This is a genomic window from Gordonia sp. DT30 (genome assembly GCF_049844915.1).
In the GTDB taxonomy this organism is placed as follows: Bacteria; Actinomycetota; Actinomycetes; order Mycobacteriales; family Mycobacteriaceae; genus Gordonia.
Genome location: NZ_JBNCLY010000001.1, coordinates 232,604 through 256,440, shown reverse-complemented (window position 1 = coordinate 256,440; position 23,837 = coordinate 232,604). Strand labels below are relative to the sequence as shown.

General features: G+C 69.2%; 22 protein-coding genes. 15 read left to right on the top strand and 7 right to left on the bottom strand.

Annotated features, from left to right (window positions below; genetic code table 11):
• Positions 1 to 2: 2 nt before the first annotated feature.
• On the bottom strand, positions 3 to 968 hold the full coding sequence (locus tag ACLQ3C_RS01230) for a 5'-3' exonuclease (RefSeq protein WP_425702932.1): 966 nt from the start codon (positions 966 to 968) through the stop codon (positions 3 to 5).
• Positions 969 to 1,126: 158 nt separating this feature from the next.
• Between ACLQ3C_RS01230 and ACLQ3C_RS01225 the strand changes: the two genes are divergently transcribed.
• The gene (locus ACLQ3C_RS01225; RefSeq protein WP_425702669.1) at positions 1,127 to 2,245 is read left to right on the top strand and encodes a M24 family metallopeptidase; all 1,119 of its coding nucleotides are present in this window, start codon (positions 1,127 to 1,129) and stop codon (positions 2,243 to 2,245) included.
• A gap of 21 nt (positions 2,246 to 2,266) precedes the next feature.
• Here ACLQ3C_RS01225 and ACLQ3C_RS01220 read toward each other — a convergent pair whose 3' ends face one another.
• The gene (locus tag ACLQ3C_RS01220) at positions 2,267 to 2,668 is read right to left on the bottom strand and encodes a PPOX class F420-dependent oxidoreductase (protein WP_425702667.1); all 402 of its coding nucleotides are present in this window, start codon (positions 2,666 to 2,668) and stop codon (positions 2,267 to 2,269) included.
• A 102-nt stretch (positions 2,669 to 2,770) separates the two neighbouring features.
• Between ACLQ3C_RS01220 and ACLQ3C_RS01215 the strand changes: the two genes are divergently transcribed.
• From ACLQ3C_RS01215 to ACLQ3C_RS01200, 4 genes are read left to right on the top strand one after another with little or no spacing between them, the layout of a single operon-like run.
• Positions 2,771 to 3,559, top strand: a complete 789-nt coding sequence (locus ACLQ3C_RS01215) for an SDR family NAD(P)-dependent oxidoreductase (RefSeq protein WP_425702931.1) — start codon at positions 2,771 to 2,773, stop codon at positions 3,557 to 3,559.
• Complete coding sequence (gene cbiE, locus ACLQ3C_RS01210) at positions 3,556 to 4,827, top strand: precorrin-6y C5,15-methyltransferase (decarboxylating) subunit CbiE (RefSeq protein WP_425702666.1); 1,272 nt, start codon at positions 3,556 to 3,558, stop codon at positions 4,825 to 4,827. Before ACLQ3C_RS01215 ends, cbiE begins: the two co-directional genes overlap by 4 nt.
• Positions 4,824 to 5,636: a cobalt-precorrin-4/precorrin-4 C(11)-methyltransferase gene (locus tag ACLQ3C_RS01205; protein WP_425702665.1), complete on the top strand. Its 813-nt coding sequence runs from the start codon at positions 4,824 to 4,826 to the stop codon at positions 5,634 to 5,636. Before cbiE ends, ACLQ3C_RS01205 begins: the two co-directional genes overlap by 4 nt.
• Positions 5,633 to 6,397, top strand: a complete 765-nt coding sequence (locus ACLQ3C_RS01200) for a cobalt-precorrin-6A reductase (RefSeq protein WP_425702664.1) — start codon at positions 5,633 to 5,635, stop codon at positions 6,395 to 6,397. Before ACLQ3C_RS01205 ends, ACLQ3C_RS01200 begins: the two co-directional genes overlap by 4 nt.
• A gap of 22 nt (positions 6,398 to 6,419) precedes the next feature.
• Here ACLQ3C_RS01200 and cobJ read toward each other — a convergent pair whose 3' ends face one another.
• The 3 genes from cobJ to ACLQ3C_RS01185 form a co-directional block, all read right to left on the bottom strand.
• Positions 6,420 to 7,952, bottom strand: coding sequence for a precorrin-3B C(17)-methyltransferase (gene cobJ / locus ACLQ3C_RS01195; protein ID WP_425702662.1), 1,533 nt, complete (start codon positions 7,950 to 7,952; stop codon positions 6,420 to 6,422).
• 10 nt (positions 7,953 to 7,962) lie between these two features.
• Positions 7,963 to 8,586, bottom strand: coding sequence for a precorrin-8X methylmutase (locus ACLQ3C_RS01190; protein ID WP_425702661.1), 624 nt, complete (start codon positions 8,584 to 8,586; stop codon positions 7,963 to 7,965).
• 99 nt (positions 8,587 to 8,685) lie between these two features.
• The gene (locus ACLQ3C_RS01185; RefSeq protein WP_425702660.1) at positions 8,686 to 9,885 is read right to left on the bottom strand and encodes a precorrin-3B synthase; all 1,200 of its coding nucleotides are present in this window, start codon (positions 9,883 to 9,885) and stop codon (positions 8,686 to 8,688) included.
• A 238-nt stretch (positions 9,886 to 10,123) separates the two neighbouring features.
• Here ACLQ3C_RS01185 and cobN point away from each other — a divergent pair, with 238 nt between their 5' ends.
• The 5 genes from cobN to ACLQ3C_RS01160 all read left to right on the top strand — a co-directional run bounded on the left by cobN (position 10,124) and on the right by ACLQ3C_RS01160 (position 18,703).
• Complete coding sequence (cobN, locus tag ACLQ3C_RS01180; RefSeq protein WP_425702658.1) at positions 10,124 to 13,750, top strand: cobaltochelatase subunit CobN; 3,627 nt, start codon at positions 10,124 to 10,126, stop codon at positions 13,748 to 13,750.
• 144 nt (positions 13,751 to 13,894) lie between these two features.
• Positions 13,895 to 14,428 (top strand): FxsA family protein, encoded by a 534-nt coding sequence (locus ACLQ3C_RS01175; RefSeq protein ID WP_425702656.1) that lies wholly within the window; start codon positions 13,895 to 13,897, stop codon positions 14,426 to 14,428.
• A 69-nt stretch (positions 14,429 to 14,497) separates the two neighbouring features.
• Positions 14,498 to 16,123: an amidohydrolase gene (locus ACLQ3C_RS01170; protein WP_425702654.1), complete on the top strand. Its 1,626-nt coding sequence runs from the start codon at positions 14,498 to 14,500 to the stop codon at positions 16,121 to 16,123.
• Positions 16,124 to 16,335: 212 nt separating this feature from the next.
• Positions 16,336 to 17,916, top strand: a complete 1,581-nt coding sequence (gene lnt / locus ACLQ3C_RS01165) for an apolipoprotein N-acyltransferase (protein WP_425702929.1) — start codon at positions 16,336 to 16,338, stop codon at positions 17,914 to 17,916.
• Entirely contained in the window at positions 17,903 to 18,703 is an 801-nt protein-coding gene (locus tag ACLQ3C_RS01160; RefSeq protein ID WP_425702652.1) for a polyprenol monophosphomannose synthase, read from the top strand. The genes lnt and ACLQ3C_RS01160 overlap by 14 nt, the downstream gene beginning before the upstream one ends.
• Before the next feature lie 132 nt (positions 18,704 to 18,835).
• On the opposite strand, the gene ACLQ3C_RS01155 is transcribed toward ACLQ3C_RS01160, so the two are convergent.
• The gene (locus ACLQ3C_RS01155; RefSeq protein ID WP_005173696.1) at positions 18,836 to 19,180 is read right to left on the bottom strand and encodes an RNA polymerase-binding protein RbpA; all 345 of its coding nucleotides are present in this window, start codon (positions 19,178 to 19,180) and stop codon (positions 18,836 to 18,838) included.
• Between the two features lie 205 nt (positions 19,181 to 19,385).
• Between ACLQ3C_RS01155 and ACLQ3C_RS01150 the strand changes: the two genes are divergently transcribed.
• The 5 genes from ACLQ3C_RS01150 to ACLQ3C_RS01130 all read left to right on the top strand — a co-directional run bounded on the left by ACLQ3C_RS01150 (position 19,386) and on the right by ACLQ3C_RS01130 (position 22,534).
• Positions 19,386 to 19,667, top strand: coding sequence for a hypothetical protein (locus ACLQ3C_RS01150; protein ID WP_425702651.1), 282 nt, complete (start codon positions 19,386 to 19,388; stop codon positions 19,665 to 19,667).
• Positions 19,664 to 20,530 (top strand): adenylate/guanylate cyclase domain-containing protein, encoded by an 867-nt coding sequence (locus ACLQ3C_RS01145; RefSeq protein WP_425702649.1) that lies wholly within the window; start codon positions 19,664 to 19,666, stop codon positions 20,528 to 20,530. Before ACLQ3C_RS01150 ends, ACLQ3C_RS01145 begins: the two co-directional genes overlap by 4 nt.
• Before the next feature lie 207 nt (positions 20,531 to 20,737).
• Positions 20,738 to 20,959 (top strand): DUF3263 domain-containing protein, encoded by a 222-nt coding sequence (locus ACLQ3C_RS01140; RefSeq protein ID WP_425702927.1) that lies wholly within the window; start codon positions 20,738 to 20,740, stop codon positions 20,957 to 20,959.
• Positions 20,960 to 21,368: 409 nt separating this feature from the next.
• The gene (locus tag ACLQ3C_RS01135) at positions 21,369 to 22,175 is read left to right on the top strand and encodes a VOC family protein (protein WP_425702647.1); all 807 of its coding nucleotides are present in this window, start codon (positions 21,369 to 21,371) and stop codon (positions 22,173 to 22,175) included.
• Positions 22,172 to 22,534 (top strand): hypothetical protein, encoded by a 363-nt coding sequence (locus ACLQ3C_RS01130; RefSeq protein WP_425702646.1) that lies wholly within the window; start codon positions 22,172 to 22,174, stop codon positions 22,532 to 22,534. Before ACLQ3C_RS01135 ends, ACLQ3C_RS01130 begins: the two co-directional genes overlap by 4 nt.
• Here the strand turns inward: ACLQ3C_RS01130 and ACLQ3C_RS01125 are convergent.
• Complete coding sequence (locus tag ACLQ3C_RS01125; RefSeq protein WP_425702645.1) at positions 22,508 to 23,755, bottom strand: esterase/lipase family protein; 1,248 nt, start codon at positions 23,753 to 23,755, stop codon at positions 22,508 to 22,510. The two genes, ACLQ3C_RS01130 and ACLQ3C_RS01125, sit on opposite strands and share 27 nt — an antisense overlap.
• Positions 23,756 to 23,837 lie beyond the last annotated feature (82 nt).

Genomic DNA, 23,837 nt, shown 5'->3' with positions numbered 1-23,837 from the left:
CATCAGCTCGGTCCGCTTGCCGCGACGCTCATGGCGTCCCAGCCCAGCGCCTTGGCCAGCCTGCCCACCGACGCGCCGATTCCGAGTTCGGTGACGAGTTCGGCCAACCGCGCCTGGTCAGCGGGTGCATCGGGTAGGCGGCCATCGTCGGAGCTGTCGATGGTCTCGGCGTCGGTCCGCACAAAGACCACCGTTCGCGCCGCACGCAGATAATCGACAGAGTCGTTGAGCGCCTTGCGATTTCGTTTGGTCAATGCCGAGGATGCGTCGGCGGCCGCCACCTCGAGTCCGTCGAGGTCACCGTATTCGTTCATGAGTTTCGCGGCGGTCTTCTCGCCGATCCCACTGACACCGGGCAGCCCGTCGGACGGATCGCCGCGCAGGATCGACATCTCCGCATAGGCGGCGCCGGCCCGTTGGGGTGGTAGCGCGTACTTCGCGGCGACTTCGGCAGGCCCCATCATCTCGGCTTTCGCCAGACCCCGTCCGACGTAGAGGACGCGGACCCGCACCGGATCATCGGCGACCACCTGCAGCAGGTCGCGGTCCCCGCTGACCACGATGACGTCGTCGGCGGACTCGGCGAAGGCAAGAGTGCCGATGACATCGTCGGCCTCGCAACCGGGGGCACCGGAGGTCGCCAGCCCGGCAGCGGCGAGCACCGCGAGGATCATGTCGACCTGCGGCGTCAGCGTGTCGGGAACCTCCTCGACGTCCACTGCGCCCGGATCGGCGGTTTGCGCCACCCGGTGCGCCTTGTAGGACGGGATGAGCTCGGTACGGAAGGCCGGTCGCCAGTCGAGGTCCAGACACACGACCAGGCGTGTCGGCCGGTGCGCCGTCACCAGATTGGCGATGGTGTCGAGGAATCCGCGAACGGCGTTGACCGGTCGTCCGTCGGGCGCGGTCATCTTCTCCGGAAGGGCGAAGAACGAGCGGAACCAGAGGCTCGCGCCGTCGAGCAGCATCAGCGATCCGGTCGGCCGATCCCCGGCGTGTATGTCGGTCACGGACTCAACTCTGTCATCTGCGCGGGTCTCGATGCCATCACCCCGGCCGCGCCGGGCGGCCGCCGCCCGACGAATGCGGCGCCGCCCGCCCCATCGACTCCGCGTAGGCTGCCCGCATGACCAGCGCTTCGCGATTCGACTCGGATGTCTACCGCGCGAGAGTGTCCCGCGCGGCCCAACTGACCCGCGCCGCCGGCCTCGACGCCCTCATCGTCTCGCCCGGGCCCGACCTGCGCTATCTGGTCGGTTCGCGCGCCGAGACCTTCGAGCGTCTGACCGCATTGGTGATTCCGGCCGCCGGCGTACCGAAGCTGGTGGTGGCCCGGCTGGAGACGGCGTCGTTGCGGGAGTCGGCCGTTGCGGACCTCGACATCGACGTCGCCGACTGGGTCGACGGTCAGGACGCGCATGCACTCGCACTGGCCGGCCTTCCCGCACACCCCCACATCGCGGTCTCCGACGCGATGCCCGCGCTGCACGTGGTGCCCATCGCCGAACGCGTCGGCGCCACTCCGAGGTTGGCGACCGACGTGCTGCGCGAGCTACGTATGATCAAGGACGGCGCCGAAATCGACGCCTTACGTCGTGCCGGTGCGGCCATCGACCGGGTGCATGCCCGGATGGGCGAGTGGCTCCGGCCCGGCCGAACCGAGAAGGACATCGCCGCCGACATCGCCGCCGCGATCGTCGCCGAGGGACACACCGGTGCGGAGTTCGTGATCGTCGGTTCCGGTCCGAACGGGGCCGATCCCCATCACGAGTTCTCCGACCGGATCGTCGCACCCAGCGACATCGTCGTCATCGACATCGGTGGCCCGGTGGAGCCGGGATACAACTCCGACTCCACCCGCACCTACTGCTTCGCGCCGCCGCCCCCCGAGATCGCCGGGGCCTACGCGGCCCTGCAGGAGGCGCAGGCGCGCGCGGTGGGTGCGGTCCGGCCCGGCGTGAGGGCCGAGTCGATCGATGCAGAAGCCCGGGACCTCCTGCGCGACAAGGGATTCGGTGACAACTTCATCCACCGCACCGGCCATGGGATCGGCTTGTCGGTGCACGAGGAGCCCTACATCGTCGGCGGCAACGACCTCACCCTGCGACCGGGGATGGCCTTCAGCATCGAACCGGGTGTGTACTTCCCGGGTCAATGGGGTGCCCGCATCGAGGACATCGTGCTCGTCACCGACGACGGGTGCGAGCCGCTGAACTCCCGCCCGCACGACCTCGTCATGCTCTAGACGCCACACGTCGATGAGAGTTCAGCCGAGCAGGGTGGTCGACCCCATCACCCGGCTGACCTCGACCTCGATCACCACGCGTCGCGGGTTCGGCTTGGGTCGGCGGTAGCGGGCGGCATAGCGATTTTCCGCGTCGGCGACCCGTTCGGGTTCCCGGCGCACCCGCGCCGGGCCTTCCACGGTCAGCCATCGGGGGCCGTCGACATGGGTGAGCGACGCGTAGCCACCACGTTCGACGTTACGGACCTTCTGATTGCCGTCGGAGGTGATCACCCGCGCGATGCTGTTCTCCAGGTCGTAGGTGAAGCCGACCGCCGCGACGTGGGGGGTGCCATCGGCGCGCAGGGTGGCGATGCTGGCAAGGTGGCGCTCGGCCAGAAAGGTCAGGGCAGCGGAGCCCAGGTCGACAGCGGTACGTGGCATGGGTTCACGGTAGCGAGCCCGTTTCCGTATCCGTATCCGGCCACCCGCACCGTGCGCCGGGACACCAGGCTCCCGCCGGGGGCATCGGCGCCCGGTGGAATACTGCATGACGTGGCAGATCAGCAGCGAGCACAGTCCGATCCCGGGTCGGTGGTCGTCTTCGGCGGTCGCAGCGAGATCGGGGTGGCGCTGGCCGAGAGACTCTGCACTGGTCGTGCCGTGGTCTTGGCCGCGCGCCGACCCGACGACCTCGACGCCCAACGGCAATCGTTGCTGGCCGCCGGGGCGAGCAGCGTCACCGCGGTGGCCTTCGACGCCGACGACACCGATTCCCACCCGGGCCTCATCCAGCAGATCGTGGACGAACACGGGCCGGTCGGGATAGCGATCGTCGCCTTCGGAATTCTCGGCGATCAGGTCCGCGCCGAATCCGATGTGAGCCATGCCCTGCAGATCGCACACACCGACTATCTCGCGCAGATCAGCGTCCTCACGCCACTGGCGTCGGCACTGCGCGAGCAACGCAGCGGCACGATCATCGTGTTCTCCTCGGTGGCCGGTATCCGCGTCCGGCGCGCCAACTATGTGTACGGGTCCACCAAGGCCGGTCTCGACGGATTCGCCGGCGGGCTCGCGGATGCATTGCACGGCAGTGGTGTTCGGCTTCTGCTGGCCCGACCGGGCTTTGTGGTCGGGAATATGACCGCCGATCTGATGGCCGCGGGCACCAAACCGGCACCGTTGTCGGTGACCGCCGACGAGGTGGCCGATGCGGTCGCCCGGGCCTATCGCAAGGGGCGCGGCGAGGTGTGGGTCCCGGCCGCGTTGCGTCCGCTGTTCGTCGGGATGCGGATGATTCCGCGGGCGATCTGGCGACGGCTGCCACGATGAGTGCCGCAACACCAGGCTTCGTCGTGGTCGGTATCGGCGCCGACGGCTGGGACGGTTTGTCGCCGCGGGTCCGGGCCGAATTGCGCTCGGCGGCAGTGATCCTCGGGTCGCAGCGGCAACTGGATCTGCTGCCGGCGCTACCGGCCACCACGATCGACTGGCGGTCACCGATGTCAGCGCATCTCGACGCAGTGCTCACCGGCGCTCCGGGTGCGGTGCCGGCCTCCCCGCGGGTTCATCTGCTCGCCAGCGGCGACCCGATGTTCCACGGTCTCGGTGCCACGGTCGTGCGGGCCGTCGGAGCCGAGCGAGTCGAGGTGTTCCCCGCGGTCTCGAGTGCCTCGCTCGCGTGTGCGCATCTCGGCTGGGATCTCGCCGAGGTGGCCGTCGTCAGTGCCGTGACCGCCGATCCCGAGATCATCCTCACCGAGGTCACCGACGGCCGCCGCGTGCTCGTCTTGAGCCGGGACGCGTCGACACCGGCTCGCGTCGCGGAACTGCTTGCGGCACACGGATTCGGCGATTCGACGTTCACGGTTCTCGCGCAACTCGGTGGTCCGCGCCAACAGGTCACCGCGTCCCGCGTGGGCAGCTGGGATCCCGGCGCGCGCGTCGATCCGCTGAATGTGATCGCCGTCGACTGTATCGGGCCACGCCGGTCGGCCCTGCCCGGTCGCGGCGAGGACGGATTCGACCATGACGGCCAGATCACCAAATCGACGATCCGCGCGCTGACCGTGTGTGCGTTGGCCCCGGCGGGCCGACAGACCCTGTGGGACATCGGATCCGGATCCGGCGCTGTCGCGATCGAGTGGTTGCGCGCCGATCCCGGCGGCCGGGCGGTGGCCTTCGAGCAGGACCAGACCCGGTCCGCACGGATCGTCGCCAACGCCCGGCGCCATGGCGTGTCGAGCCGGATCGGCCTCCGCGGCGCCGCACCCGCCGCGTTTTCCGATTCCGCCACCGAGACCGATACTCCGGATGCAGTGTTCGTCGGCGGCGGACTCGACGCGGCGCTGTTGGCTGCCGCGTGGGCGGCACTGCGTCCCGGTGGGCGTCTCGTCGCCAACGCCGTCACCATCGAGAGCCAGAGCCTGCTCGCCGACTGGCACCGCACTCATGCCGGAACCTTGCGTCGGGTGGCCGTTGACACCGCCGCCCCCCTTGGCCGTTACCTGGCCTGGCGGCCGGCCCTGCCGATCGTGACGTGGGCGGGCACCAAACCATCGGACACCGAATCGGGGTCCATCCCATCGGGGGCATCATGACGCTGTACCTGATCGGTGCCGGTCCCGGCGCCGCTGACCTCATCACCGTGCGCGGTGTGCGAATCCTGGGCCGGTGCCAGACGTGTCTGGTGGCCGGTTCGCTGGTGCCCGACGAGATCCTGGAATTGTGCCCGGCCGACACCGAGATCATCGACACGGCACGGATGCCGTTGGGGCAGATCATCTCCCACATCGTCGACGCCGACCGGGCCGGTCACGATGTGGCGCGTCTGCACTCGGGCGATCTGTCGTTGTATTCGGCGGTCACCGAGCAGGTCACTGCGGTGCGTGCAGCCGGGATCGACGTGCAGTGGGTACCGGGGGTCCCGGCGTTCGCCGCCGCCGCCTCGGCGTTGGAAAACGAATTGACCGTGCCCGGAATCGGTCAGAGCCTGCTCGTCACCCGGGTGTCGACGCTGTCGACGGATATGCCGGCGGGGGAGGAGCTCGACGCCCTGGCCGCCACCGGCGTGACCCTGGCCCTGCATCTTGCCGCGCATCGGACCGAGCAGATCGCCGCGACTCTTGTCCCGCACTACGGAGCCGACTGCCCGACCGCCACAGTAGCTTTCGCCTCGCGCTCCGATCAGCAGATCGTTCGTTGCCGCCTGGCCGACCTGCCGACGGCACTCACCGACGCCGGGATCCGGCGCACCGCGGTGATCTTCGTGGGCCGTGTTCTCGCCGCCGCCGACCATCCCGCCCGCCTCGACAGCTACCTGTACTCGCAGGCCCGGATGACCAAGTTGCGCACCGATTCCCGGCACGCCCACACAGACGGTCCGGGAGACGGGTCCCGGTCCCGGTGAACGCTCCACCGCCGCCGGTCGACGGATCCGTGTTGATCCTCGGTGGTACCGGCGAGGCCCGCGACCTCGCGTCGGCGCTACGGACCGCCGACGTGCCGGTCATCAGTTCGCTCGCCGGGCGCGTCGCGCGCCCCCGGTTGCCGGAGGGGCCGGTACGCATCGGGGGTTTCGGCGGGGTCGCCGGACTCGCCTCGTGGTTGGCGGACAACACGATCCGCGCCGTCGTCGACGCCACCCACCCGTTCGCGGCCACCATCACCGCGCACGCGGTCGCGGCGTGCGCGGCCACCGGGGTGCCCTTGGTGCGGCTGCGTCGCCCGGCATGGAGCCCGCGCCCGGACGACGACTGGCTCCCCGTGCGCGACATCGCAGGCGCGGCCACCGCGGTCGCCGGGCACCGTGGACGCGTCCTGCTCACCACCGGCCGCCAGGACGTGGACGCGTTCGTCGGCAACTCCTCGGCCTGGTTCCTGATCCGCGTCGTCGACCCACCGACCGGGGATCTGCCTGCGCGTCACGAGATCCTGCGATCCCGCGGGCCTTATGATCTCGTGGCCGAACACCGACTGCTGCAGGCCAATCGGATCGATACACTCGTCACCAAAAATAGCGGGGGAGTGCTGACCCGGCCCAAGCTCGACGCGGCCCGCGAACTGGGAATCCGGGTGATCATCGTCGAGCGGCCGACCGAACCGGTCGGCCTCATCGCGGTAGACGATGTCGGTGCCGCCGCCGCGTGGGTCGGTGAGCGGGTCCGCTGACCCCGCGCCGTCGGCACCCGCCTCAGCGGGCGGGGTGGCTACGCGGGGTGTAGACCAGGTCGCCGCCGGGACGGGTGACGACGCGGGTGGCCGACGACCCGATGACCAGCAGAGTTCGCATGTCGACGACCGCCGGATCGAACTCGGCGACAGTGGTGACGGTCAGCGATTGCTCGGGCCCACCGACATCTCGTCCCAGAATCAGGACCCGGTCAGGCGAGACCGCCTCGGCCAGAATGTCTTTGAGGGCACTGACCTGCCAACTGCGACTTTGCGAGCCGGGGTTGTAAACCGCGATCACCAGGTCCGCGGACAGCGCCCGACGGATCCGGTCGGTGATCACGTCCCACGGTTTTAGCCGATCCGACAGCGAGATCACCGCGAAGTCGTGCCCCAGCGGCGCACCCACTGCGGCCGCGACAGCGTTCGCCGCCGTCATGCCCGGCACCACCCGCACCGGAACGTGGGCCCATCGGTCTTCGGCGGCCACCTCGGCCACCGCGGACGCCATCGCGAAGACGCCGGGATCGCCGGAGGACACCACCGCGACGTGCGCTCCGCGCGCCGCCAGGTCGAGAGCGAATTCGGCGCGCACGGACTCCACGCGGTTGTCACTGGCATGGACGCGCTGACCGGGTCGTGCGGCGACCCGGGCCAGATAGGTCTTGTACCCGACGAGATCGGTGGCGGCTGCCAGCTCACGGCTCACCTGCGGCGTCGTCCAGTCGTCGGCGCCCGGACCGAGCCCGACGACGACCACCTCGCCGCGGGTCGCCGGTGCCGGTGCCGAGCGGGGATTGTTGGTGCGCCCGGGTACGACGATCATCGAGAAGTAGGGCACCTCCGCCGGATCGACGTCGCCGACCGGTGCGACCTTCTGCACCGACGTCGACGCCCGTTCGACGTACCAGGCCTCCTCGAGGCGTCCGGCCTGCTCGAGCGCCTCGCGCACTCGCGAGAAGGTGCGGCCGAGTTTGAGTACGGCCACCGCGTCGGCGTGCGAGAACAGTTCGCGCATCCGGGGAACGGGCAAGGTGCCCGGCACCACCGTGAGGGCTTCTTCGCCCTCGACCAGGGGGATCTCGATCGCCGACGACGCCGCGCTCACCGAGGTCACGCCGGGGATGATCTCGGTGGGGAACTCGTCGGCCAGCCGCTTGTGCATGTGCATGTAGGAGCTGAAGAACAGCGGATCACCCTCGGCCAGAAGTGCTACGTCGCGGCCGGCGCGAAGATGACCGGCGAGAACCTCGGCACTTCGGGCGTAGAAGTCCTCGAGTGCACCGCGATATCCGCCCGGGTGATCGGTGGACTCGGTCGTCACCGGGTACATGAGCTGTTCTTCGACCTGCCCGGCACGCAGGTACGGCTGCGCCACCGACCGCGCGATGCTGCGGCCGTGCCGCGCACAGTGATAGGCGATCACGTCGGCCGAGCCGATCACGCGCGCGGCCTTGACCGTCACCAGTTCGCTGTCTCCGGGACCGAGTCCGACGCCCCACAACGTGCCCGGCCGGTGCTCGGTGACCGTCGCCTTCGGGTCTTCTCCGCTCATCTGCGCAGCCTCATTCCTCGGGCGTGGCCAGGGCGTTGACGGCGGCCGCGGTGATGGCCGATCCACCACGGCGCCCGGTCACCGTCACGAATTCGAGGTCGGCGCGGGCGGCGAGTTCTGCACAGGATTCGGCGGCACCGACGAAACCCACGGGTGCGCCGACGACCGCCGCCGGCCGTGGTGCGCCGGCGTCGATCATCTCCAACAAGGCGAACAGCGCGGTCGGCGCATTGCCGATCGCGACCACCGCGCCCTCGAGCATGGGCCGCCAGAGTTCAAGCGCCGCAGCGGTTCTGGTGGTGTTCATTCGCTTGGCCAGATCGGGCACGCGCAGGTCGGCGAGCCGGCAGATGACCTGGTTGTCGGCAGGCAGCCGCCGGCGGGTGATGCCACTGGCGACCATGGTGGCATCGCAGAGGATGGGTGCGCCGCTCTCGAGCGCGCCGCGCGCCGCGCGCACCACGCCTGCGGTGGCGACAACATCGGTCGTCAGGTCGGTCTGCCCGCAGGCGTGGATCATGCGTACGACCACGCCGGCAACATCGGGTGCGAACGCCGACAGGTCGGCCTCGTCGCGGATCATCGCGAACGACCGGCGGTAGATCGCGGCGCCATCGCGCAGGTATTCGGTCATGGTGCGTACTCCGTCATGGTGCGACAAGACTATCGGTGAGCACTCCCGGCGCCGCGGTCGGTGATGCCGGGGGGTGGTGGGCGCGTGACTCTTCGCTTCTCAGCCGATGCGCTGACGGCGGTAACCGCCGGGTCCGGCCTCGACACGCATATGGCTCTGCGCAGGGGAGCCGCAGCCGCGCGCACACCCCACCCAGTGCTCGCGTTCGGTGACCGCCACATCGGAGTCGACGCGCTGCGCCACATCGGCCCGTACCGGGGCATGGGACTTCACGCACCCGGGCGCACCCGCACAGCTGCTGACCTTCACCCAGGGCGAGTCGGCATCGAAGATCACTCCCATCGGGGCGAGCACCCGGACCACCGTTTCGGCGGCGCCCTCGGTGAGGTCGCAGATCAGGATCTCCCGGTCCGGGGTGACGATGATGGGTGCGCCGATCGCGGCGAGGAACTCGGCCGGCCGCGCAGGCAGCCGACCCAGTTCGACGACGGCGCCCAGCAGTACGAGGCCGTCGTCCTGCTCGAACCATCCGACAACGGGCGCACTCGGCGCCCGAACCGTCTCGGCGGCATCGGGAGCCGCGGCAGATGTCGCCAGCCGGGCGCGCGCCGAGCCGATCAGATCGTTGCGGCCGCCGGCATCGAGATCGCGGACCCGCCACGGGCGTCGCGAACCGGATTCGGCGGCGGCAGCGATGCGCACCATGTCGCGCGCCACGTCGATCATCGCCGACGGCGCGTCGGACCGATCGGCCACCGATCCGGCCGGAGTGCCGTCGATCAGGATGTCGGCCGGCGACAGCGTGCCGAGGTGTGCGCCCGGACGCACGACGGCGCACACGTCGGGCCGCCGGGCCACCACGTCGCCGCGTCCGTCGTCCACCCCGAACAGGAATCGGCCCGACAAACCGGTAAGGCCGTGGTCGGTGCGCAGCGCCGCGTCCAGCGCCTCGGCGAGGTCGCGGACGTCGATGTGACCGCTGATGCGGCCGGTCAGCGAACTCACGTCGATGTTGCGGATCTTCTCGCGGTCGCCACCGGGCAGGAGTCCGGCTGCGGTGAGGCGCTCGGCCACCGCGTCGACGTCGGCGATACCGCGGACCTGAATGTTGGCGCGCGCGGTCAGTTCCAGGAATCCGTCTCCGAACTCGGCGCTCACCTGCGCCAACGTCTGCATCTGCGCCGGGGTGAGCGCACCCCCGAGCAACCGGATCCGGGCCAGTGCGCCGTCGGCGGCCGGATGCGGGTCGACGACACCGGGACACCGGTCCCGTGTTGGTCGCTGCACCGGCTCGTTCACGGCTCCAGCGTAGCCGCGCAGGCGGGGCGGGCTCGCGGCTCGGGTCGGCCCCGGAATCTGCTGCACCGGCGGTGACAACTAGGCTCCACACACACCCCACTGCGCAGAAGCCGGTGCGAATCCGGCGCGGTCGCGCCACTGTATGGGACAGCGCCCCGCGGCGGCGTCCCGGAGCCAGACCTGCCACCGGGTACCCGACCACCACGACCGGGCGCGTCACCCCGGTGAGGAGTGCACCATGATCTTGCTGCTGTCGACCTCCGACACCGACCTCATCACCGCGCATGCGGGGTCCGGCGACTACACCATCGCCAATCCCGCGCGTCTGCTCATCGACGAGGTCCCCGAACTCGTGCGGGCCGCCGACATCGTCGTTGTGCGCATTCTGGGCGGCCGACGCGCGTGGGAGGACGGACTCGAGGCCGTACTCGCCGCCGGGCGTCCGGTGGTGGTGCTCTCCGGCGAACAACAACCCGACCCCGACCTGATGGCATGTTCGACGGTGCCCGCCGGTGTCGCGCAGCAGGCGCACAACTACCTCGCCGCCGGCGGCGTGGTGAATCTGGAGAACCTGCACAACTTCCTCTCCGACACCCTGCTCTTGACCGGTCTCGGATTCGAACCGCCGGCTCAGACGCCGGCCTGGGGCGTTCTCGACCGTCCCCATGCCACCGCCGGGACGGGACCGACCATCGCGGTGCTCTACTACCGGGCCCAACATCTGGCAGGCAACACCGCCTACGTCGACGCGCTGTGCCATGCGATCGAGGCCGCCGGCGCGCGTGCCGTGGCGGTCTTCTGCGCATCGCTGCGGACCGCCCCGGACGACCTGATCGAGCTCCTCGGCACCGCCGATGCCCTCGTGGTCACCGTGCTCGCCGCGGGCGGCGCCACCCCGGCCACCGCGTCGGCCGGCGGTGATGACGACGCGTGGAACATCGAACGCCTTGCCGCCCTGGACATTCCGATACTGCAAGGATTGTGCCTGACGTCCGCTCGGACGGACTGGACGGCCAACGACGACGGACTCTCGCCGCTCGACGTGGCCACCCAGGTAGCCGTTCCGGAATTCGACGGCCGCATCATCACGGTCCCGTTCTCCTTCAAGGAATTCGACGAGAACGGTCTGCCCACCTATCGGCCCGACGCGGAACGGTGCGCGCGCGTGGCCGGCATCGCCGTCGCCCACGCGCGGCTGCGGCACACCGCCGCCACCGACCGGCGGATCGTGCTGATGCTCTCGGCGTATCCCACCAAACACGCGCGGATCGGCAACGCCGTCGGACTCGATACCCCACGCAGCCTGCTGCGGCTGCTGCACGCCCTGCGTGATGCCGGATACGACATCGGCCCCGAGTCCGGGCCACAGGCCATTCCCGGCCTGGCCGAGGATGATTCGGATGCACTGATCCACGCCATCATCGCCGCCGGGGGCCAGGATGCGGACTGGCTGACCGAGGAAGCGTTGGCGGCCAACCCCATCCGCGTGTCTGCCGCCGACTACACCCACTGGTTCGCCACCCTGCCCGCAACGCTGCGGGAGTCGGTCACCGCGCACTGGGGTCCGCCGCCCGGCGAGTTGTTCGTCGACCGATCATCGAACCCCGATGGCGATATCGTCGTCGCCGCATTGGTTTTCGGAAATATTGCGATCATGGTGCAGCCGCCGCGCGGGTTCGGAGAGAATCCGGTCGCGATCTATCACGACCCCGACCTACCGCCGTCTCATCACTATCTGGCCTCCTATCGTTGGGTCGCCGGGCGTTCCGGCCGCGCCGCTGACGTGCCCGGTTTCGGCGCCGACGCGGTGGTCCACATCGGCAAGCACGGAAATCTGGAATGGTTGCCGGGCAAGACACTTGGCATGTCCGCCGACTGCGGCACCGACGCCGCGCTGGGCGATCTGCCGCTGGTGTACCCGTTCCTGGTCAACGATCCAGGCGAGGGAACACAGGCCAAACGACGCGCACACGCGGTCCTCGTCGATCACCTCATCCCGCCGATGGCCCGGGCCGAATCCTATGGCGACATCGCCCGGCTCGAGCAGCTCCTCGACGAGCACGCCAACATCTCCACCCTGGATCCGGCCAAACTCCCGGCGATCCGTCAGCAGATCTGGACGCTGCTCACCGCGGCGAAGATGGATCACGATCTCGGACTGACCGAGCGGCCCGACGAAGAGATCTTCGACGACATGCTGCTGCACGTCGACGGCTGGCTGTGCGAGATCAAGGATGCACAGATCCGCGACGGTCTGCACGTGCTGGGTGAGTCGCCCGCCGACGAGCACGAGGTCGACCTCGTCCTTGCGATGCTGCGCGCACGCCAGTTGTGGGGCGGCAGCGCGGCTCTGCCGGGTCTGCGTGAAGCTCTCGGCCTGACCGAGGGCAGCGGGGAAGCGGCCCGTACCGAGGTGGACGAGATCGAACAGGTGGCGCGTGGACTCGTCCAGGCGTGCGCCGAGGATGACTGGTCGGAGCACGCGGCGAGTGCCGCTGCCGCAGGGCACCCCGCCGCGGTCGGCGACATTCTGCGTTTCGCCGCCGCCGAGGTGGTCCCGCGGCTGCGGCAGACCACGCGTGAGATCCCCCGGGTGCTGCATGCCCTCGATGGCGGGTTCATCCCGGCCGGACCGAGCGGATCGCCGCTGCGCGGACTGATCAACGTGCTGCCGACCGGACGAAACTTCTACTCGGTGGACCCCAAGGCCGTCCCGTCGCGGCTCGCATGGGAGACCGGCCGTGCGATGGCCGACTCGCTGCTGGACCGCTACCGCGCCGACCACGGCGAGTATCCGGCGTCGGTCGGATTGTCGGTGTGGGGCACCAGCGCCATGCGCACCTCCGGTGACGACATCGCCGAGGTGCTCGCATTGCTGGGGGTCACCCCGGTCTGGGACGAGGCCTCCCGACGCGTGAGCTCCCTGGAGCTGATCGGGCTCACCGAGCTCGGCCGGCCCCGAATCGACGTCACCGTCCGCATCTCCGGCTTCTTCCGCGACGCCTTCCCCCATGTGGTGACCATGCTCGACGACGCCGTCGCCCTCGCCGCGGGCGCCGACGAACCCGACGAGCAGAACTTCGTGGCCGCGCACGCCCGCGCCGCACTTGCCGAACACGGCGACCACCGCCGCGCCACCACCCGGATCTTCGGCTCCAAGCCGGGGACCTATGGTGCCGGACTGCTGCAACTGATCGACTCCCGGGATTGGCGCACCGACGAGGATCTCGCTCGCGTCTACACCGAGTGGGGCGGCTACGCCTACGGGCGTGACCTCTCCGGGGTCGCCGCCGTCGACGACATGCGCAGCGCCTACCGTCGTATCGCGGTCGCCGCGAAGAATACCGACACCCGAGAACACGACATCGCCGACTCCGACGACTACTTCCAATATCACGGCGGCATGGTCGCGACCGTGCGGGCGCTGACCGGCACGTCACCGGAGGCCTACATCGGCGACTCCACCCGTCCCGACGCGGTCCGGACACGAACCCTCTCGGAGGAAACCAGCCGTGTGTTCCGCGCGCGAGTGGTGAACCCGCGCTGGATTTCGGCGATGCAGCGCCACGGGTACAAGGGCGCCTTCGAGATGGCCGCCACCGTGGACTACCTGTTCGGCTATGACGCCACCACCGACGTCGTGGCCGACTGGATGTACGAGAAACTCACCGAGTCCTATGTGCTCGACGAGCACAACCAGAAATTCATGGCCGAGTCGAACCCGTGGGCGTTGCACGGGATCGCCGAGCGGCTGCTCGAGGCCGTCGAACGTGACATGTGGCACGAACCGCCTGCACAACTGCTCGACGACCTGCGGGCGGTGTACCTGCAGACCGAGGGCGACATCGAAGGTCGCGACGAGTAGTCACGTACTGCAGCGCGTTCGTGCGTGCGGAGCAAAATCGGTGTCCCGTTCGTTGGACCATGCAGACACCATCGGTTTCCGGCTCTCGGCCGCGACGACGTGACCCGCGTACGGCGACCGGTGACCGCAACGAAAGGTCGAAACATGCGACTCGCGTATGTGCTCCTGTACCTCGCCGTCGAGATCGGCGTGTTCGTGGCGATGACGATGACCCTCGGATTCGGGTGGGCGGTGTTGATCACGATCGCCGCCGCCGTCGTCGGCTTCCTCTTGCTGCGCTGGCAGGGCGCCAAGGTCTTCGGCGAGCTGCGCCGCGCCTCCCGCAACGAAGTGGATGCCCGCGCACCGCTCGCCGACACCGCGATCATGGCCGGTTCCACGATGCTGCTCGTCGTGCCCGGAGTGGTCTCCACGCTGCTGGGGATCGTGCTCCTCGCCCCGCCGACCCGCCGGCTCGTCCGTCCGGCGGTGACCGCCTTCGGCGCCCGGCGGATGGTCGTCGCGATGGACCAGATGGGAATGCGTGCGACGGGCCGGTTTCCCAACTCCGGGTTCGGGCGCGGCACCGTCATCGACGGAACCGTCGTGGACGGGGACATTCATCATGACGGCGACGTCGCCGGCAGTTCACCGTCGATGAGCGGGCGGCAGTTGCCGCGGGGCCCGCGAACCCCCTGACATCCCAGCATCCTGGCCGCCCAGACCCTCTGACACCACCGAACCCGACTCAGGGCACACTGAACGACCGTGGCTACCGAACTCCTGCTGGGTGGATTCGTCTACTCGTCGAGCGTTCCGGATGCGACCGCGCTGGCCGTCACCGACGGCGTCGTGACGTGGGTCGGCTCCGACGCGGTCGGTCGGGCCCTGCATCCCGACGCCCAGATCATCGACCTCGCCGACCGGTTCGTGGCTCCTGCGTTCGTCGATTCGCACGTCCATCTGACCTCGACCGGTCTCGCCCTCGACGGTCTCACCCTCCATGCGGCGACGAGCCGGTCGGACTGTCTGGCCCGTCTGGCCGCTGCCGTGCGCCACACCGGCGACGGCGAGCCGATCTGGGGTCTCGGCTGGGATGACTCGACGTGGGGCGGCGTCGACTCCGAGGACCGCCGTTTCCCGACCACCGCCGAGATCGACGAGGTGGTGGGCCATCGTCCGGTGTATCTCGCCCGCGCCGACGAGCATTCGGCGGTCGCCTCCACCGCGCTGCGCCGGCTGGTTCCCGATCTCGATGCCGCCGACGGATTCGATCAGCACGCACCGCTGGTCGCGCAGGCCCATCACCTGGTCCGAGCCGCCGCACGCAGCCTGATCAGCGCCGATACCCGGCTCCGTCTGCAGCGCCGCGCCCTCGATGCCGCCGCGGCCGCGGGGGTCGTCGCGGTACACGAGAACAGTGGTCCCGAGATCGCCGGCCTCGACGACTTCCTCTCGTTGGCCGACCTCGATCACCCGGTGGCCGTCCGGCGCTACTGGGGACAGGCCGCCGACAGCGCCGAGCACGCCGCCGAGCTGCTCTCGATCACGCGCGCCGACGGCCTCGCGGGAGACCTCTTCGTCGACGGCGCCCTCGGTTCGCACACCGCGTGGTTGCGTGACCCGTACGCCGACGACCCGCACACCACCGGCATCGTCCATCTCGATCCGGGCACCATCGGCGCCCACATCCGCGCCTGCACGCTCGCCGGGATACAGGCCGGCTTCCACGTGATCGGTGATGCCGCCACCAAAACCGCCGTGGCCGCCTTCGCCGCCGTCGCCGAAGAACTCGGTACCCCGGCGGTGGCGCGGTGCGCCCATCGACTCGAACATCTGGAGATGGCCGACGCCGACGATGCGGCAGTCCTCGCGCGCTGCGGGGTGATCGCGAGCATGCAACCACTGTTCGACGCGGAATGGGGAGGGGCGGGGCAGTTGTATGCCCAGCGGCTCGGCGACGTCCGCGCCGCCGACCTCAACGATTTCGCAATGATCGCCAAAGCCGGTGTGGCTCTGTCATTTTCGTCCGACTCGCCGGTGACGGCGATCGACCCGTGGGCGACCATCCGGGCTGCAGTGCATCCACACCGGACGGAGTCGGGGATCTCCGCACGCGCCGCATTCGGCGCGTGCACGCGCGGGGCCTGGCGGGCCGGCGGCATCCGAGACGGGCTCGCAGGCACCCTCGAACCGGGAGCCGACGCCGACTACGCGGTGTGGGAGGTCGACGAGCTCGTCGTCGCCGGCTCCCACGCGGGAGTGCAACGCTGGTCCACCGATCCGCGGTCGCGGGTACCCGCGCTGCCCGATGTGTCGGCGAGTGCGCGCCTGCCGCGGTGCGTGCGGACCGTGCGTGCGGGAACCGCCATCTATACCGGAGACGCCTGGTGACGCCCCCGCCCGAGCAGATCGCGCGCGATCAGCCGCCGCCCGAAGGGCACGAGTCGGCCGCGCCGCGACCCTCGGCCGACCCACATGCGGTGTTCGCACGTGCCGGCGCGTCCGGGCGCGCGGTACGGCGGTGGGCGCAGGGATCACCGGTCGCGCGGCGACGGATCGACTGGGCCGTTCGCACGGTCCTCGCCGCGCTCGCCGGGCTCGCGATGGATTCGGCGTTCCCGCCACACAATTGGTGGTTCATGGCCGTCCTCGCGCTTGCCGTGCTGTATGCGCTGTTGAGTGCAGGGCAGCTCCGGGCCCGCACCGGCGCCTGGATCGGCTTCGTTTTCGGTCTCGGCTTCTTCATCCCGCTGCTGCCGTGGATCGGGGTCTACGTCGGGCCCCTGCCATGGCTGGCGCTGGCCGCCGTACTCGCGGTGTATCTGGCGTTGTTCGGTCTCTGCGCGACCCTGACGATGCGGCTACCGATACCGCCGGTCTGGTTCGCACTGTCATGGGTCCTTGTCGAGGGTGTGCGTTCGGCCTTCCCGTTCGGCGGGTTCCCTTGGGGCCGAGTGGCATTCAGTCAGGTCGAGGGCCCTCTGCTGCCGCTGGCGTCCGCACTGGGCGCGCCGGGTGTCTCCGGCGCGGTCGCCTTGTCCGCTGCCGCGGTGGTCTGGCTGATACAGCTCGTCATCCGTCGCGATCACGTGTCGGATCACCGATCACGGGTACTCGTCCGGCACGCGGCACTTGCGATCGTGCTCGCTCTGCTCGCCCCCGTCTCGGCCATCGCATTGATGCCCGACACCATCGACCGCAACGTGGCGACCTCCTCGACCCGGGTCGCCGCGATCCAGGGCAACGTGCCGCGGCTGGGCCTCGAGTTCAACGCACAGCGGCGCGCCGTCCTCGACAACCATGTTCGTGAGACGATGCGGCTCGCCGAGGAGATCCGGGCCGGGCGGGCCGAGCAGCCGGCGTTCGTCGCGTGGCCGGAGAACGCCTCCGATATCGACCCGTTGGCCAATCCCGATGCCGCCGAGGAGATCACCGCGGCCTCGGTAGCAGTCGGTGCGCCGATTCTCGTCGGCACACTGGTGTTCGGAGCCGACGGCCGGCCCACCAACACCGTTCTCGTCTGGGACGGGCGCAAGGGCCCGATCGGCCGCTACGACAAGCACATCATCCAGCCGTTCGGCGAGTACCTGCCGTGGCGGCCGTTCTTTCGCATGTTCTCCTCTTATGCCGACATGGCCGGCGATCTACAGCCCGGGCAGGGCCCCTCGGTGCTCACCGTGCCCGGCCGGTCGGGCGATGTCGTCGTCGGCGTCGCAACCTGCTGGGAGATCGCATTCGACCGGGCGGCGCGCGCCGCAGTCGACCAGGGCGCGCAGATCCTCTATGTGCCCACCAACAACGCCACCTTCGGACGCACCTCCATGACCTACCAGCAGTTGGCGATGTCACAGTTCCGTGCCGTCGAATTCGGCCGGGCCGTCATCGTCGCCGCCACGAGCGGCGTCAGCGCGCTGATCGAACCCGACGGCTCGATGTCGGCGGAATCGGACATCTTCACCCCGGCGATCCTCGCCGATCGCCTTCCGCTCAGTTCCCACATCACGATCGCGGCCCGTCTGGGAGCATGGCCCGAGCGTGTCGCCATGGTCCTCGCACTGGTGGCGCTTTTGTTCGCAGTGGCCATGCGTACTAGGTTCACTCAGAGATTCACGGCGGTGCGGCCCCATCAGGAGGGCGGCGCCGCCCCGGACAAGTCGGAGGAGTTCACCGGTGACGAACAGTGACCGATCGCCCGCCGGTGGTGTCGACAGAACCGCCGTCGTCGGGCCCGACGGCGAGAACGCGTTGGTCGTCATCCCCACCTACAACGAGCGGGAGAACCTGCCGACGATCGTCGGACGCCTGCAGTCGACGCTGAGTGGCATTCACGTGCTCGTCGTCGACGACTCCAGCCCCGACGGCACCGGTGAGGTCGCCGACGACCTCGCCGCCGCCGACGACGCGAATCGGATCCACGTGCTGCACCGGGTGGAGAAGGACGGCCTGGGCAAGGCATACCTTGCCGGATTCGCGTGGGGGCTGGCCCGCGACTACGAGGTCATCATCGAGATGGATGCCGACGGCAGCCACGCTCCCGAGCAACTGCCCACGCTCCTCCGCGCGATCAACGACGGCGCCGACCTCGTCATCGGATCGCGTTACGTGCGGGGCGGCAAACTGGTGAATTGGCCGCGACGACGCGAGATCCTGTCTCGTGGCGCCAACACCTACGCCCGACTGGCCCTGGGCGCCGGAATCAACGACATCACCGCCGGATACCGCGCGTACCGGCGCGCGGTCCTGGAGAAGATCAGCCTCGACACCGTCGAATCGGCGGGTTACTGCTTCCAGATCGATCTCGCCTGGCGTTCGGTACAGGCCGGATTCGACGTCCGCGAAGTTCCGATCACCTTCACCGAACGTGAGATCGGGCAGTCGAAGATGAGCGGCGGGGTGATGTCGGAGGCGTTCGTCAAGGTGCTCCGCTGGGGTGTACAGAGCCGGCTCACCCAGCTCGGCCTGCGGCGCTGAGCACACCGCCGACGGCGCCCGCTCCATCGCCGAGCGCGCCCGACGAATGGGGATACGACAGAAGGGCCGGTGGAGCACTGCGCTCCACCGGCCCTTCTGTTGCCCTCGTTCAAGGAATCGATCGGTATCCGATCAGTTCGTCACGCCACGCCGACGCTGCTTGAGGAGGTCGAGGCGCTCGTTGAGCAGGACCTCGAGTTCCTCCTCACTACGCCGCTCGAGAAGCATGTCCCAGTGGGTGCGCGGCGGCTTGACCTTCTTCTCCTCGGGCTCGGCGCCCTCGAGGATTGTGCCCTCCATGCCGTTTTTGCACGGCCACTTCGACGGCACCTCGGCGTCGTCGGCGAAGGGGACATCGAAGATCTCACCGTTGTCGGTGCGGTATTGGACGATGCGCCGCGGCGCGAGATCGTGATCACGATCGGTTTCGTAGCTCACCGCACCGAGGCGGCTACCCCGAAGTACTCGATCTGCCATTTGCTACTGCTTTCCTCTCGGCTTGCATCGCTGACCAAACCAGCTGCTGAACAGAACCACTCTACTCTCTCCACCCGGGCTTCCCGCTCGGTCCGGCCGGCCCGGTGCGTTGCGTCCGGATGGCCGCCGCACGCGGTACGGTCTGTGCCGTGGATGCGACCCGCCCCGGCGGCGAACCTATGCCTGCGCATGGTGCGGATCTGCGATGGCCGACTCCGAGATGGGCCGCCGCCGGAAGTACTGCAAGCGTTCCTGCCGACAACGTGCGTACGAACAGAGAGCGCTCGTGGCGGGGGCATCTATTCCCGACGACGCGGTGATCCTGTCCGCCGGTGACGTCGCCGACTTCGGCGATCGGATGTTCGCGCTGCGCTGCGCCGCGGAAGACCTCGAGACCGCGGTCGGCGAGGATGCCGATCGCATCACCCTCGCCGGCCTCGTCGACGACCTGCTGTCGCTGGCGCGGGATGCGGAGCGGCTGCGATGAACGACGGCGATGCCGCCCGGCCGGATTCCTCCCCTGATCCGAGGCCGACCCCGCCCGCGGCACCCGAGCCGACCCCACCGGCCCCGACCCCACCGGCCCCGACCCCACCGGCACGGCGCGCAGCCGAACTGCTCGCCCGCGCCGATTCCAGCACCACCGGGATCCGCGCCATCCGCGCGGTCCGGAGTCTACTGCCGGATGCGCCGGCGGCCATCTCCCACTCTCGACCGTCGGATCGGCTGGCCCGGCTGATCGCCGACGCCGGCCCGGGGAAGCCGAGCGCCACCCGCGAGCTGGGCCTGGCGGGGGTGCAAGCGTGGCAGTCGGTGATCCGCCGTAGGCAGCGCACCGGCACGCCGGTCGCGGTCACCATCGTGTTCACCGATCTCGTCGGGTTTTCCACCTGGGCCCTCGCTGCCGGTGATGATCAGGTGCTGCGTCTGCTGCGCGAGGTCAACGCGGCCACCGAGCAGGTGGTCCGGCGCCGTGGTGGCCGGGTCGTCAAGAATCTCGGCGACGGCGTGATGGCGACCTTTATCGATCCGGATGAGGCGATCGTGGCGGCGTACGAGGCGATCGGCGCGGTCAGTGCACTCACGATCGACGGCTATCGACCCCAGTTGCGGGCCGGCCTGCACACCGGGACGCCGCGTGCGGTCGGTGATGACTTCCTCGGCGTGGACGTCAACATCGCCGCGCGGGTCGCAGGCGCCGCGGGCGCGGGGGAGTTACTGATCAGCGACGCAACCCTCGACGCTGTCGATCCGGAGCGATACGCCCGCCGCCGACGCCGCCGGTTCAAGGCCAAGGGAGTTCCGCGCGAACTGACGGTGTACGCGGTGATCCCCCGATACGACGCCTGAGATACCCGGCGCAACAGCAGGTTTCGGCCACAATGTGTGCCGCGTTCCGACATTAACCTCACCGCTGCCGAAATGACTGCCATCGGCCACCATCGCGGTGTACAAAGGACGACAACAGCGCATCTGCTTCGCACCCGGCCAAGCCACGACCGAGTGGGCTACGTGCGCACTGGGACACCTTTATGTTGGGGCACAACCATGACACTGATCAACAACAAGCAGCAACAGATGATCGATTTCGAGTCGAGCTGGTACTCGCTCGGCGGCGGTTCGTCGCGGGAGATCAACGAGCAGTTCGGGTTGTCCGACCGCGACTTCTTCGCCGAGCTCAACCAGATCGTCAGCGCGGCACCGCCGAGGGGCATGACCAATGCCGAGCTGCGCAGGATGCGCGAGGTCATTCGTCGTCGGTTGTGGATGGCCCGCTGAGAGCTGGCATCTGATCGACACGCGGCCACCGCCGACAATCCAGAATCCGTCGCCGGTTGGAGCAGTGCAACAGATCCCCGACACCTGATGGCCCCATTCTCCGATGACGACCTCGAGGAGTTCTACCGGCGGATCGAGGCGCGCACCGATCTGACTCCGCGGCAACGCCACCGGCGCGTGCCTCCTCCGCGTGGCTGCCCGACGCCGTACAAGGATGCGTTCGCTTCGCAAGCTGCGGCCGGGGCAGGGATCGGACGCATTCGGCAGGCCGGGCGGCGGTCGCCGACGCTACGGTGTTACAGATGCGAATGCGGATGGTGGCACATCACCAGCAGTCCGCCGCGTGACGAACCGCCCCGGCCGAACGGCCGGCGCCCTCGGCACAAGCGATGAGGAGTAGCACCTGATGATGAGCGACCCGACCGAGGCCGAACAGCCCAGCACGGCGCCCGCGGCAGCCCATCACCTGGTCGCGGTGCTCGATCTGGTCACCGCCGACGTCGAGGACTCGGCGAAGGCCTACGCCCGGTTGCTGGGGCGCAGCGAGCCGAGCGCCGACGTCGACGTGTTCGCGACGCGAATCCGGCTGCAGCCCCAGCAGTCCGGTGGTCACCGCGTACTCTTCGGGGTCACCGACATCGAAGAGCACACCCGGGTGCTGCGCCGGCGCGGACTCGATCTGTCGAGTCCGGCGACCTCAGCCGACCCGGATGCCGAGTCGCACGTCGAGGATCTTCCATTCGGCGTGCTGTCGGCCACCCGGGTCCCGAGCGGCTCCGCGGCCGCGACCGGTGTCGCCCCCGACATCTCCGGGGTGGACCATCTGGTGTTCCAGAGCCCGGATCGCGATCGGGCAGTGGCCCTGTTCGGGGCCACCCTGGGACTCGACTTCCGTCTCGATCGTCGGGTGGTCGACGGGCTGCGTCAGTTGTTCTTCCGGCGTGGCGATCTCGTCATCGAGGTCGTCGTCCCCGACCATGCTCCCGACGACGCGCCGATCGCTCTCTGGGGAATAGCCTGGCGCAGCAACGACATCGACACCACCCACCGCCGCCTGCGGGAGGGTGGCGTGCAGGTCTCCGACATCCGGACCGGCCGCAAACCGGGAACCCGGGTCGCCACCGTCGATGACGATGCGCTGGCCACCCGAACCATCATCATCGCCACGAGTACACCCCGCATCGATCACCACAGAACGGATGGATCCCGAGAATGAGTCTTTTCGCCCAGATCGCCGGCGCCGCCAACAAGGCCGTGCTTCCGCTGTTGACAGTTCCGGTGATCGGTCCGGCTCTCGGCCGCTCGATGACGGTGGTGACCTATACCGGACGCCGCTCGGGTTCGACCTTCCGCCTGCCGGTGGGTTATCGCCGTGAAGCCGGGAGTGAGACCGTCGTCATCGGGGTTGCGTTGCCCGACGAGAAGAAGTGGTGGCGCAATTTCACCGGAGATGGTGGGCCGTTGTCGCTGACACTCGGCGGAGCAACTCAGCAGGGTCATGCCATCGCACACCGCGACGAGAAGGGCCGGGTCACGGTCCGCGTCGATCTAGGCGCCGGCGGTGAGCGCCCGTAACGGTCGCAAACCGTGACGTAGCCAGTGGTAGAGGTTCTCGTTGTTGAGGAGCGTGAAATGGTGGGCGCGCCCCAGATGCACGCCATCCTCCTCGTGGAATCCGATGCGCCGCGATCGGTGGAACCCGCGGCCACTGGGCGTCAGGACCAGCCCGTCGCCGATCAGGCGTCCCACGGGGTGGCGCGGATCCTCGAAGATCGACGCGGTCGCGAACAGGTGCCGGGCGCCCCGCAGCAACGGGACGTCGGCCCCGGGAGCGCGCCACCACCCGTCAGGGTCGTCGTCCGGTCCATCATCGGCGAGGATGTTGCCGTGAAACAGATCGCGCACGCCGGCGCTGCGCCTGCGCAGTAGATCGCCAAACGGTCGGGTGACCGTGAGTGCCCGGAGTGCCGACGTCGCGGCATGCACTCCGCGGGCCAGCGGTGCGCCGAAATGGGGGCACCCGAGACTGACTGTCTCGGTCACCAGCGGAACCCACGGTTCGTGATCGGTTGCACCGCGGTGACACGCGGCCCGGACGACCAGCCCGCCCATCGAGTGGCCGACCAGCGAGATCCGCGTTACCGGCACCGGCCACAGCAGGACGAGTCCGCGCAGCAGGTGGGTCAGGGCGTCCCCGTTCTCGGCGATGTGACGACCGCTGTTGTACCGGATCTGCACCTCGGTTGCACCGATGTCCTCGCCGAGCCGCGTCCCGTAGGTTGGGCGCCCACCGAGGCGCCATGCGTTTTCGGTCTCCATCAGTCCGTGGAGAAAGACGACGAGATGCCCGGTGGCGGAAGGAAAGCCGGCGGCCAGTCCCGCAGTGGTCACCGGGATCGGTGTCCCGTCGACCCGCACCGCCATATCCGGTGCCAGCGGCGAATCCTCGGCAGCGAGCGCATCGCCTATCAGCCCGTCCAGAACACCGATCAACCTCGCGCCGCGAACGGTGGTGGTCGGTGGACGCCGGCTCTCAGGCAATGCGTCGGCGACGATCGATGCCGACTCGAGTATCCCGGTGATCGAGGTGTAAACGGCATCGCTGACCGTGTCGTGCACGGCGCGTACCGGGGTGACCGGCCGGCCGAGCGTCGCCTGCAGCGGTCCGAATACCGCCACTGATGTCGTCCGGTGCACCCGCGCGATGCCGACCGTCGCCTTGGCCAGCTCGCGCAAACCCAGCCGGGCAAGCGCGCGCACCTCACCGGCCTCACCCGCTGAACGGATCTCTCCCATGGCAGTCAGTGTACGTATGTGCACTGGGCGTTTCCCGATTGCCGGCCCGGTGGCCGATCATCCGGGTTGGGCAAATCCCGGG